We start from the raw sequence: 12,106 nt of genomic DNA on the forward strand, positions 1-12,106 counted from the left end.
ATGGTCGTCCTCATTGTGCTGATTTCAGTCGGCGCAGGTGTGGTGAACAACTATCTGAAACTGAAAGCCAACGCCAAATCCGACAAGGGCGCGGACGAAGACATCCGGCGCGTCCTCGGTGAGGTCGACCGGTTGAAGGAACGTGTTCGGGTTCTGGAAAAGATCGTAACCGATCAGGAGCGTCAGCTGTCCGACGAAATTCGCAAGCTGGCCTAGTTGCCGCCGCCGCCGGGGATGCGCATACGCCGTCTTTGTGCAGCCACTTGTGACAGCGTCTTGCGTTCGCTTGCTGCGCCCATGTCGCGCCTGAGCAGGCAGCGACGCTGACGGCGTTCAATGATGGCATTCATGACGTGTCTTTCTCTTGTTGCGGAGTATAAGAGATGATCAGAATGCGGCGTCATTGTGAGTGAAAGGTTAATGCCTCGGAATGGCCTAAATCAGGGCGCCATCGGCCTTAGCGAAGCGTGCGAGCAGATAGGCATCGGTATCTTCGATCGTGTCGAGCTTGCCGAAAGCGAAAGCCTCCCGGTCCAGCACGAGGTCTCGCGGACGCAGCTCGCGACTGATCGACAAGCCATCTAGAGATCGTGCACGCGAAAAGGCGACATAGGCTTGTCCGTGGGCGAACATACCTGAATCGAAATCGATGAAGACCTTGTCGAGCGTCAGGCCCTGTGCCTTGTGGATGGTCACGGCATAGGCAAGGCGCAGCGGCATCTGTTTGAATGTGCCGACCACTTCGCGCTTCACTTTTTTGGTTTCGGGGTCCAATTCGTAGCGGTATTTTTCCCAGGCCGTCGGTTCGATTTCGTAGACATGATCGTCGATCTCGACAATTACGCGGGTTCCGGAAAACCCGGCGACTGTGGCCAGAGTCCCATTCACCCAGCGCCCTTCGGGATCATTCTTGATCAGCATCACCCGCGCGCCTTCCTTTAGTTCGAGGTCGGCTTCGGTCGGATAGGCCTTCTCATCGAACTGGCCCTGCACGTCAGCCTCAAATGTTTGCGATCGTGTATTCAAGCCTTCGAGCCGGGCCTGGTTGATACGGTAGGCATTGGCATTGTTGGGCGTCAGGACAACATGGGTTTCAGAGGCTTCGACAGCAGATCTCGTGCTGACCAGTCCGCGCAACACGGCCTCGTCATTTGGCGTGACCCGTCCGGTGCGCAGCGCGCCCAACAAGGCGAGGAAGCGAGGTTCGGCCTGCCGAAACACATGTTTGAGGGCCAGCAGGGAGAATTCGGCATCTTTGAAGGCAGGTGCGTTGAAGAAATAGCTTCCGCCATAGCGCTCACGCAGGATCGGCGCTTCCTGGCCCGAGACAACCGGAGGCAGCTGGTGCAGGTCGCCCGACAGGATCATGCGCACGCCGCCAAAGGGCCGTTTGGAGGCGCGGTTTAGCTTCAGGCTTTTGTCGATGGCATCCAGCATGTCAGACCGGACCATCGAGATCTCGTCTATGATCATCGTGTCGATGGCCTTGACCAGCCGTGTCGAGCGCAGCCGCTTGATGTCCGTGGGCTCGATCAGGCGTGGTGGGAATTTGAAGAAGGAATGGATCGTCTGCCCGCCGGCATTCATGGCCGCCACACCCGTGGGAGCCAGCACGATGGCCTTCTCGCCCGCGCCTGCCAGGAACTTGCGCAACATCGTGGTCTTGCCAGTACCTGCGCGGCCAGTGAGGAACAGATTGCCCTGTGCGCCGGTGCCGGTGGCGACCCAGTTTGCGGGCGTGGCATAGATGGTGTCGGGGGTGGTTTCGGTGGTCACGTGTCTGGCTTAACGGCGTTTTGCGCGGAAGGCGAGGGTGGCCCTGCCGGGAGTGGAAAAGCCCCCGAAGAAACACTTCGGGGGCTTCCAGTCAGCCATAAGAATGCGTGCCGGGTTTAGCCGGCAATACGGCGGACATAATCATAGGCGCCTTTGCGGCTGTCCCGTTTGCGTGCGGGCTGGAACGCCACTTTCGCATGTTCGGAACAGTATGGACCGCAATCAGATTTGCGTCCGCAGAAAGCGAATTTCGGATCGGCTGGATCCCCAATCGGCCATTTGCACATGGAGTCGCGCAGCGTGAGGATCGATGCGGGTTCCCCGTCAGCCTGTTGCAGCGGCGGCAGCGGCGCCATCACTTCTGTGCGCTCTACCGGGCGCGGAGCCGCGGTCTCCGGAGTTGCCGGGGTTGCCACCTTGACGCTGCCATCAGGCAACACGCGCGGCTTCGGACGGGCCAGCCGTGGGGGGCGCTTTACCGGGCGGGATGGTGTCGCGCGACCCGACAGGCCCAGGCGATGGACTTTGCCGATAACAGCATTGCGAGTGACCCCGCCCAGCTGTTTGGCAATCTGGGAAGCCGAATGGCCTTCCGCCCAGAGTTTCTTCAGCACGCTTACCCGTTCTTCGGTCCAGGACATGGTTGATGTCTCCCAGCTCGGTTCAAGATCGTTAACACTTACGATCCATCAGCCCCTATATATTGAGATGACTTGATACACGTCATCCGCTCAGCACCTAGATATCGTATCAGCAGCGAAACGAAACACAACATGCAGCGCAGGCTTTCCACAGGCTTTCTACATATTGTGGTTAACTGCATCAGCCTGTGGACAAAAGCGAGGCAGCCAAATTTCCGAAGTTTTTCCGCGTCTTGCCCCTCGCAGACTCAGGTAAAGACGCCTAGATACTGCGCATGACCGATACAGCTGCTGACCAGACCTCCGCCCATCGCCTTGTCCGCCAGTATGGCAAAATGAACGGGTTGGGACTCTGGACCCTGTTCAAGCGCGAGATCGGCCGCTTCCTGAAAGTGTGGATGCAAACCGTGTTTGCGCCGGTCGTTACGACACTTCTTTTCATGACGGTTTTCAAGCTGGCCTTCGGCGAGCGCGGTCGGCTGACGGGTGATTTCGAGGGGCTGAGTTATATCGAGTTTCTCGCACCTGGCCTGATTGTCATGGCGATCCTGCAGAATGCGTTTCAGAACACAAGTTCCAGCCTCGTGCAGGCGAAGTTCAATTCCACCTATGTCGACTTCCTGATGCCGCCGCTTTCCCCCATGGAGCTGACCATCGGCTTTATCGGCGGATCGGTTGTGCGCGGCCTGCTCGTCGCCTTTATTTCCGCCATCGGCATCCAACTCAGCGGCCTTGCTGATCTCAGCGTGGCGCATGTCTGGCCAATCCTGTGGTTCAGCATCACATCTGCGATCGCGCTTGGCGCACTAGGTGCCATCGGTGGGATCTGGGCCGACAAATTCGACCACTTGTCTGCCGTGACCAATTTCGTGATCGTACCGCTCACATTCCTGTCGGGCACGTTTTACGACATCAAGGTCATGTCGGAACCCTTCTACACAATGGCTCTGCTGGACCCTTTCTTCTACATGATTGACGGGTTTCGGTATGGTTTCCTGGGCGTTGCTAACAGCTCCGTGATTGTTGGGGTCTGGGTAACGGGATTGCTGTCTGTTGCAGGCATATTCGCTGTCTGGCTCATGTTTCGGTCGGGCTACAAGCTGAAAGCCTAAGACTCCCCTCAGGCGGGAGCAGCATTGACGCTCCAGTTCCGTCCCCCTTGAATGCCGGAAATCCCGGCAGGGGAAAGAATTGGAGAAAATCATGGGTAGTGGGAAATTCCTCGCAGTTGCGATTGCTGCAACGGCACTTCTGGCGGGGTGCCAGATGATGCCGGCTGAACAGACAGTCGGCGAATATTGCGCCAATCCGGACAAGGCCGACGAGGCTGTTTGCAAACTGAAAATGGAAATCGACGGCAACAGCACCGCGCTGGCCGATACTGATATGCGTCTGTCACAGGCTCGGAACATCGCGGATAGCGCCACGGAGGCGGCTGCGCGAGCCCAGGCAAGCGCAGATGCGGCGAGAGCGCGCGCGGACGCGGCGATGGCGCTGGCCGAAGAGGCTAATGGCAAGGAAGTCCAGTGCGAAACCCGCACCATACAGAATTCCGACACGGGTTCCTGCCGGCCCGGCTATGCGCTGACCAGCTGCACGCAAACCCGCTACACCTATCGGGCAGGGGGCATGTCTATCCTGCGAGAGATCAATGACGAGCAGTGCCGCTTCAACAGCCGCGTGCTGGAAATGCAGGTTCGCTGCTGTGCGGTGTCCGGGTCGGCGCCGCAGCCGGAAGACACGCTGATCGAGAATGAGGTCCCACCGCAGCCGCCTCAGCCGGAAGCTCCGAAAGAGCCGGTGCCGGTCAGCCCGTAACGCAGACTGTCAGATTGAACTTCAGAGCCGCCGGAACCGTGTTCCGGCGGCTTCTTTCTTGCGCTCCATTGCTCAGTTGCTGTCCTGAACGAAGTAAAAGTCGCCACCCGTTGTACCATCGGTGTAGATGGGGCGCTGTTTCTGTCCAGTGCGTGCAGCGACGGCATCCTGGACACGCTTGAACACGACATTGGCCGGATCATCGAGGGTGCTGATGAGGGCGGAGAGTTCTTCAGAATAGACTCCGTCATCAGCGGCTGTCTTGCCGGGTTCCGTTGCAAAGGCCTGGAACACGCCGGACGCCCAGCCGACCGGGCTGTAGGCTCGCATGAGGCCACGGCTCTGATCATCCATTACCGTTCGGCAGGCGTCAAAGACGATGAACGAAGTCGGTGCGACTGTGGTCGAGACACGGTTGAAGATCTGTTCAAAACTGACGCCAAAGTCGCGAATGTCGTCCGGTGACGCGCCGGGAATATCGGTCGGCAAGATGAAGTTCGTACCGTCGACGTTCACGCCATGACCCGAATAATAGAAGAAGGTGACCGGATAGGCTCCTGCATCCTTGCGTGCCTTGGCCATGCGGCCGAGCAGACTCAACGCGCGAACCGTCTGGCGTTGGCCGAGATCTTCGCATTGCAGGACCGAGAAGCCGACGCCAGTCAGTGCCGCGGTGATCCGGTCGCCATCGTCATGGGTCACAGTCAGGCGACTGACAGGGGGCGTATAGGCCAGATTGCTGAGCACCATTGCCTGACGGTCCGCATTCGGGCCGGCGACCCATGTGCAGCCTGCGATCTCGGTGTCGGGCAACAGGCCGGTCGCCGCGTTGGCAATATCGGCGGGGCTGGAAAGCGTTGACGGGTTTGATGCGTTGGTGGGCGCCAACAGTGTATTTGCGCCGCTGAGGGTGGAGGCCATGTCAGCTTCAGGCGCAGGGGAGCGACTTGCGACCGAGGTTGCTTCAGCAACCGGCCCCGGATCGACCAGCAATTCTTCAATCGATGTGACCTTGATTGAGAGTGGTATGGTTTTCACGGCGCGGGCAAACCGTTCGCCATTCACGTCGACAGTTTCCGATACGGTGAAGGTCAGATTGGGCGTTCCAGCCTGGCGTGGCGTGACCTGCCACTGCCAGAGCGTTGGCGACCCAGGCAAGACAGGCTGCTCAGAAGGTGTGGTGGCGACGAAGTCGTAACCCTCGCCGGAAGCCGAGGCCGTCATCACCTGGCTTGCGCGGACGGTGTCAAAGCGGAGCGACATGGCACTTTCTGAGCTGCCTGGCGCAAGGCCCGTGCCCATAATGCCACGTAGCGATTCATCCACTTCGGCTTCACTCGTGTTGCGCTGAAGAGGCTGGATGGCGACTTCGAGGAAATAGGGCTGGCCGAGCACCATCTGTTCCGGCGCATGGTGTGCGATGCGGCCACTGTCGAAATCGTTCGCCGCTTCGGCTGCGAGTTCTGAATATCGATAGTCCCATTCTGGGCACGGCCGTATGAGTTGGGCGTCGTCCAGCGTCACGGTCTCGCTCCAGAAACAAAGCGGCTTTTCGACGATGCCGACTTCATAACCGTCTCCTGCAAGATCAATGGCGAGCGCATCCAGCGTGGTAATGAGGTCGCCATCGATGCGATGGATGGCCTGCGTAAACGTCTCGGCATTCATATCCGTACAGGTAACGAGCAAGGTCCGGGGTGCGGAAATCTCCGCTTGGCAGGTTTCGGAATAGCCCGGACCCGCCGCGGTGGCTTCAAGATCCGAGAAATCTCCTTCCTCAAGGGCTGCGAGCAACTCAAGCATGGCGGGATCATCTGCGTACAGCTCACGAATATCGTCGATTTCATCAGCCGGTGCCGAGGCTTCATTTTCGTAGGCGTCTTCTTCGTCGGAATAGCCCCACTCGGATCCGGCATCTCCATATTCGCCATATCCTGTTGACCAGTCGGGCTCGTCTTCGACCATCGCCGGTGGCGGAGGTGGCGGAGGTGGCGGAGGTGGCGGAGGTGGCGGTGCGGTGGGGCGAGGAGGTTTTTGCTCCGGACGGTAAGGGGCCGCTGTGGGCATCTCCTGCCGCTCTGATGGACCGGGGTCGGGCGTGACGACTTCAACTGAGGCGGGCGCGCGTTGAGCGGTCTCCGAGGTCTCGCACCCGACGAGGATGGTCGCCAAGACCATCAAGCTGATAGTGAGTGTAACTGGCCGCATCACCATCCCCCTGTTTATGGTTAAGCAGAACCTACACAGTAATCAGAGGGATGCCAATCAAACCGACCGCAGTTGAAAACCATAAAGCATTGGATAGTGATCTGATCCGCATGGGCGAAGGCGCCGGATGGTCACGAGGTCGAAATCCCGTGTCACAAAGGCGTGGTCCAGCGGCCAAGCCAGGAAAGGGTTTTTCGCGCCATAGGAATTGTAGAGACCACGTCCACGCTTGGGATCGCAAAGGCCGGCATGTTGCTTGAACTCCCGCACCATCCAGGACCAGCCGACTTCGTTGAAATCGCCGATCACCAGAGCAGGTCGCTCCTGCTCGCGCAATTCATCGGCGACGATCATCAACTCGTCATCAAGATGCTGTGTGTCGTCGCGGGGGCGTGGCGGGCGTGGGTGGATGCAATAAAGACGCACCTCACTACCAGCCATGTCGATGTCCATCGTGAGTGACGGCACGTGATCCTGACAGAAATAGCGTTCCTGGGCCTGATTGATCGGGTAGCGTGAATAGAACAGAAGGCCGTTATGGTCTTCCTTGTCCAAAAGGTAGGTGTGGGGATAGTCCTTTTCGAGGTCGGACAATGCATCGCGCCAGCGCGCATTGGTTTCTGACAGGAAGAGGACATCGGCATGGCTATCGCGAATGCGGGAAATGACGGCGGTGTGGTCCTCATTCTCCTGCAGCACATTTATCAGCAGAATTGAGAGCGGCGTACCGTTGGCACCTGCTTTCGCGCGGCGCAGTTCGCGTTTGCGGCCCGGTAGGTAAGGCTGAATGTCTGCGGCGCAGATGAGGAAGGCGACGGCATAGGCCATCAGCAGGCTGGCATTGCCGAGTTCGGCGGCAGGGTAGAGTGAGATGTAGAGGGCAGCTGCAGCGAGGAGAACAAGGCAGGTTTGAAGACGACCATAGACCCAGACACGCATCCACCAGATTTCCGTGCGCAACTTCGGCGCGATGGCGGCGAACAGACCCCATGCGCCGATCAGGCCGAAGACGGGTTCGATCAGGGCGAGCATGGTGAAGGGGCCTTTCGGGTATAGCGGGGTTTCTGGGTGGGTTCGCTGAAGTTACGCGTGAAGGGCAGGGGAGGTTGCGGGCATGCCTGTGCGCGAGTTCGCCTGAGGCGCGAAATTTGGATTTCACCGGGCGCAAAAAAGGTGTGATCGCGGACGATCACACCTTCTCTGGTGTTTCGAATCAGACTACCGAGACACTGTGCATGCACTCGTTGTCGGTCCTCGATGGACACCGGGTTCCAGATCAGGCTCGCGGAAGCGGGCCTTTTCTTTTGCCCTTTGTCAGGATCCGGTCTGGTCGCCGCCACATTCTTGCGAGCGGGCATGCGCCCAAGGCCGTCTCCCGGATCAGTTTCAGACATGTAATCGCACGGGCGAATTACGTGCTGTTCTGACCTAACCGCCGGTAATCCCAAGGGATTTTCCTTTGGTCACGTGTTTCGGATCGCGCTCCGGTCACGCCTCACAGCCCTTCGCTCCGGGGTCTAGCTCCCCTGATCGAAGACATCGCCTGCTTTGTCTCGCGGTCCTTCCAAATCCTTTGCGCCGCTGCTCTCACAACCTTGCTTCTGGCCTGGCCCTTCCTGCGAGGGCGACGTACTTGCCACCGTTCCTGAAGCGGGTCTGCTCCCGCCTGGATGTCGTTGGCTTACCGAAATGATTCCCCAAAAACGGGCATGAGTCGAGTCCCTTCTGAGGAGAATTTCACAGTTTTGTGATGGCGGCCTGAATCCGCGCATTTCTGCGTCACATCCCGGCTTGCACCTCTCGATGCACGCAGGGCGCTGGGCATCGGGCGGCGAATGCGCTTAGGTGAGGGGCTTGCACACAAGGAGGCTGGGCCCTGGAAATCCTGACTGTACTGCCGCCGGTATTGGCGATCCTCGTCGCGCTGGTGACGCGCAATGTCTATGCTGCGCTGGGGCTCGCCTTGCTGGCTTCGGAGACGCTGATCGCCAGCTTCCATCCCGGCATGGGCGCACTGGGCGCGATTGACCGTGCGGTCGGTGTGTTCGAGAGCACGGGCAATACGCGCGTCCTGCTGTTTTGCCTGCTGATCGGCGCGCTGATCGCGTGGATGCGCGACTCTGGCGGCGTCGAGGCGCTGGTCAGTGGCCTGATGAAGCGCGGCCTCGCCTCGACCCCGCGCCGCGCGGCCCTCGCGCCGGCTTTGGCTGGCACAGCCATTTTTGTCGAAACGAATGTGAGTTTGTTGAGCAGCGGCGTGCTGGGCCAGCGCCTGTTCGACGCGCATGGGCTGAGCCGGGAGCGGCTGGCCTATATCATCGACTCCACGTCGGCGCCGGTCAGCACACTGATCCTGCTGAATGGCTGGGGCGCCTACGCCCTCGGCCTGGTCGAGCCGTTCGGCTTCGAGAGCCCGATCGGCGTCGTGGCCGGCACGATCCCGTGGAATTTCTACGCCCTGCTGACGCTGGTCGGCGTCTATTTCACCGTGTTCACAGGCCGCGTCTTCGGCCCGATGAAGACCGCCGGGCAGGGCCGCAGCGTGCTGGCCGAAGACGAGGAACCTATCGCCCCGACCCGCGCGATCTACATGTGGCTGCCGCTGGCCGTGATGATCCTCGGCGCGCTGGCCTTCATGGCCTGGACGGGCGGCGGCAACATCTTGGCCGGCAGCGGCAGCCAGTCGATCCTGTGGGCCATCTGCCTCGCCATGCTGGTCGCGGCCGTGCTGCTGGCGATGGGCAAGGCCTTTCCCAAGGGTGGACTACAGGAACGGGGCTTTGCCGGCATTGCCGAAATGGTGCCCGTGGTGACGATCCTGTTCCTGTCGATTGCGCTGGGCGACAGCCTGCGCGTGCTCGGCACGGGCGCGTTCCTGTCAGGCGTCGCGGCGCAGTTTGTCTCGCCGATCATCGTGCCGGCGGTGCTGTTCGTCGTGGCGGGCGTCACCGCCTTCATGACCGGCACGAGCTGGGGCACGTATGGCATCATGATCCCCATCGCCATGCCGCTGGCCGCCGCGCTGGGCCTGCCGCCCTCGCTGGTGCTGGCGGCGGTGCTGGGCGGGGGCGTGTTTGGCGACCATTGCTCGCCGATTTCCGACACGACGATCATCGCCTCCCTGGCGGCGGGCTGTGACCATATCGACCATGTCCGTACCCAGATGCCCTATGCGCTGGTGACGGGCGGAATTGCGGTGATCCTGTATCTGATAGCGGGCGCGGTAACCGGGGGATAAGGCGCGCCGTTCGGGCCTCGAATCTGGCCCATAAAGAGCCCATAAACTGTCCATAACTGGTACCGAACTGGCCCAGAACCGGTCCAGAACTCTGGGCCATGTCCGGGCAATGGGGGAGGGGCGCGCCGCTCTCCTCTGCCTCTGGGGGCGGGATCGTCCGCCGCGCATGGCCTTGCCCCCGGAGCAATCCGATGGGGCCGCGTCCGTGGCAGTCTGCCCGGCATGAGTGATGCGCCCAGCCCCTCCAACCGCCAACGCCGCACGACGGCGAGCCTGACCGCCCTGCGCCATCTGGCCCGTGAGGCCGCCGAGGCGGGCGAGCCGATGCGGGAAATCGCCCGCCGGCTGGACCTGCCCTGGTCCACGCTGACCAAATGGGCGCGCGAGGATGGCTTTCGCCACAAGGACATTGCCGCCCGTCAGGCCGAAGCCGCCAAGGCGCAGGACGAGGCCGACCATATTCGCCAGCAGGCGGAACTGGCCGCGCGGCGCACCCTCTTGCGTGACGAGGAAGACGAGGAAGAGAGCGATGAGCCGTTCACGCCGCGCAGCCAGACCGATGAGGAAATCACGCTGGCCCGCGCCCGTGTCGGCGCGCTGTTGGAGGCGGGATATATTCCGGAGGCGGAGCAGGACATGCGCGCAGCCCGCCGCCTGACCAGTTTGCAGAGCTTTGCCGCCCCGGTGCGCGCCGCAACCGAGGCCGCCACCCAGCAGATGCGACAGGCGGAGATGAATGCCGCGCTCTACCGCGCCGCGCTACAGGTCTGCGCCTGTTGGGAGGCGGGGGACACGCCGCCGGACCATCTGCCCTGGATCGTCTCGGCCACATTCCAGAAACGTCTGGCCATTGCGCGCGAAGTGGTCCGCGGGTTCGACCCGGACGATAAGGGCAGCGATCAGGAGCTGACGGAACACATGATCCTGCTGGCGGCGCAGGGCTGGTTCCGCAATTTCCACCCGCTGCTTCGCGAGGCGATCACCACACTGACCCTGCAGGGCAAGCACGCCCTCGCCGAAAAGGTCGGTGGCTTCCTCAAGGCAGAACAAGCCGCCCTCCCGACCCTCATCCAATGGTGCCACGCGAACGGGTTTGGGTATCATGGGGAGGTGTAGCGATCAGAAATCGCACCGCGATTTCCGCGTAGGCTGCCCAAGCGCAAGCGCCGGGCTGTATCTTCCCGCACGCCATTACGTCGTCACCCCCGATGGCAAAGCCATCTGGGGGGCCATCTCCTGCAGGTGCCTCATGCGGACATCTTTCCATGACGCTCCCGCCACCCCGTTCAGAGATGGGTCCCCAGACGCTTCGCGTCGGGGATGACGCCAGGAGGGAAGCACGTACCTCTGTTCCCACACACCGTATCCCCGGCGGACGCCGGAGCCTCCGCCGGAACGACGCGGAGCCAGCGCCCGTGCTTCGACTTCGCTCAGCATGAGCGCGTCGCAGGGGCCGCAAGAGGCGGACTCATCCTGAGCGGGGCCTGCCCCGGTGAAGGCCGGGGTCGAAGGATGAGTAGGGGGCGGACGGGCGGCCCCGCTGAGTCCCGGATAAGCGCGATGCGCTTTCCGGGATGACAAGAAGAGAAGGTAGGGCGGGTCATGATCCGCCAAGCAGCAAGTGCGAATGGCGGGTTTCGCTTCAATAACCCGCCCTACAGCATCGCGGAGCGGTGCGCTTTTAGACGTCGGTGATCATTCGCTCAATCAAGTCATAGTCGCGAGGTCCATCGACCCAATTGCTACCACCAAAGATCTCCCAGATCAGTTTGGATACTGCCTTCTCTTCATCATAACCGGGGCCGGAAAACTCAATATGACGAAACGCATGTTTGAGATTATTGAGTACTCTAAATATCTCCGGGTCTGCTATCGGATAGTTATGCATTACAAAATCAATCTGCTCCGCAAGCATCTTAAAACCGAAGATGATCTCTCGGAACTCGGGAACATCTGCGCTCATGTGATTTCTGAACGCATAGAAACCTTCGTCTGCTTCGCGACCGCCTACAAACGCATCTCGGAATCCTTGGACCGTGCTGAGCTTTTCAAGTGTCTCCGTATCTGCCGTCAAATCATTTCGCCCCCCTTGTTGGCTAGCAAAAATGACTTGGTACAGAATATCTTCTTTGATGCGTTTATATTGAAAGGATAGATTGCTCTTAATGGCTTCTCGACGCCGATTTTCTGGGACTACGACGACGAGGTAATAGAAGAGAAAGGAAATGCATATTCCTAGAAAAAAATTGGAGCCAACACTGAATAGACTCTCAAATGGTCTCAGAGTACCAACATTTTGATCAATACTGTCGAGCGTTTCGAATACTAAATAGAATACGACGACAGACAGAAAAATCGTTAGCAGGCTTCTGGAAATTAGTCGTTCAATCTTCGTAAGCATCTTTCATTCTCGAGTTTCGAAAGA

At 60.1% G+C, this 12,106-nt stretch carries 11 protein-coding genes; 5 read left to right on the top strand and 6 right to left on the bottom strand.

Going from position 1 to position 12,106, the window contains the following annotated elements; all coding sequences use genetic code 11:
• A partial coding sequence (locus tag B2344_RS12440) for a hypothetical protein (RefSeq protein ID WP_206993149.1) occupies positions 1 to 216 on the top strand: 216 nt, incomplete at its 5' end.
• Here B2344_RS12440 and B2344_RS12445 read toward each other — a convergent pair.
• From B2344_RS12445 to B2344_RS12455, 3 genes are all read right to left on the bottom strand, one after another.
• On the bottom strand, positions 213 to 350 hold the full coding sequence (locus tag B2344_RS12445; RefSeq protein WP_156947946.1) for a hypothetical protein: 138 nt from the start codon (positions 348 to 350) through the stop codon (positions 213 to 215). The two genes, B2344_RS12440 and B2344_RS12445, sit on opposite strands and share 4 nt — an antisense overlap.
• Positions 351 to 435: 85 nt before the next feature.
• A complete protein-coding gene (locus B2344_RS12450; RefSeq protein WP_206992133.1) occupies positions 436 to 1,776 on the bottom strand; it encodes an ATP-dependent DNA helicase in 1,341 nt (446 codons plus the stop codon).
• Positions 1,777 to 1,892: 116 nt separating this feature from the next.
• Positions 1,893 to 2,417, bottom strand: a complete 525-nt coding sequence (locus B2344_RS12455) for a GcrA family cell cycle regulator (protein ID WP_034817126.1) — start codon at positions 2,415 to 2,417, stop codon at positions 1,893 to 1,895.
• A gap of 275 nt (positions 2,418 to 2,692) precedes the next feature.
• Between B2344_RS12455 and B2344_RS12460 the strand changes: the two genes are divergently transcribed.
• Together B2344_RS12460 and B2344_RS12465 are read left to right on the top strand one after the other, a co-directional pair.
• Positions 2,693 to 3,529: an ABC transporter permease gene (locus B2344_RS12460; RefSeq protein ID WP_206992134.1), complete on the top strand. Its 837-nt coding sequence runs from the start codon at positions 2,693 to 2,695 to the stop codon at positions 3,527 to 3,529.
• A gap of 91 nt (positions 3,530 to 3,620) precedes the next feature.
• On the top strand, positions 3,621 to 4,235 hold the full coding sequence (locus B2344_RS12465) for a hypothetical protein (RefSeq protein ID WP_290485325.1): 615 nt from the start codon (positions 3,621 to 3,623) through the stop codon (positions 4,233 to 4,235).
• 72 nt (positions 4,236 to 4,307) lie between these two features.
• On the opposite strand, the gene B2344_RS12470 is transcribed toward B2344_RS12465, so the two are convergent.
• Positions 4,308 to 6,443: a caspase family protein gene (locus B2344_RS12470; RefSeq protein WP_290485326.1), complete on the bottom strand. Its 2,136-nt coding sequence runs from the start codon at positions 6,441 to 6,443 to the stop codon at positions 4,308 to 4,310.
• Positions 6,444 to 6,500: 57 nt separating this feature from the next.
• A complete protein-coding gene (locus tag B2344_RS12475) occupies positions 6,501 to 7,475 on the bottom strand; it encodes an endonuclease/exonuclease/phosphatase family protein (protein ID WP_206992137.1) in 975 nt (324 codons plus the stop codon).
• 874 nt (positions 7,476 to 8,349) lie between these two features.
• Between B2344_RS12475 and B2344_RS12480 the strand changes: the two genes are divergently transcribed.
• The gene (locus B2344_RS12480; protein WP_290483807.1) at positions 8,350 to 9,681 is read left to right on the top strand and encodes a Na+/H+ antiporter NhaC family protein; all 1,332 of its coding nucleotides are present in this window, start codon (positions 8,350 to 8,352) and stop codon (positions 9,679 to 9,681) included.
• Positions 9,682 to 9,903: 222 nt separating this feature from the next.
• The gene (locus tag B2344_RS12485; protein ID WP_290485327.1) at positions 9,904 to 10,797 is read left to right on the top strand and encodes a hypothetical protein; all 894 of its coding nucleotides are present in this window, start codon (positions 9,904 to 9,906) and stop codon (positions 10,795 to 10,797) included.
• A 565-nt stretch (positions 10,798 to 11,362) separates the two neighbouring features.
• On the opposite strand, the gene B2344_RS12490 is transcribed toward B2344_RS12485, so the two are convergent.
• Entirely contained in the window at positions 11,363 to 12,082 is a 720-nt protein-coding gene (locus B2344_RS12490; RefSeq protein ID WP_290483805.1) for a hypothetical protein, read from the bottom strand.
• Positions 12,083 to 12,106: the final 24 nt, after the last annotated feature.

Origin of the sequence: Hyphomonas sp. UBA3195 (assembly GCF_002366485.1) — a bacterium.
Lineage (GTDB): Bacteria > Pseudomonadota > Alphaproteobacteria > Caulobacterales > Hyphomonadaceae > Hyphomonas.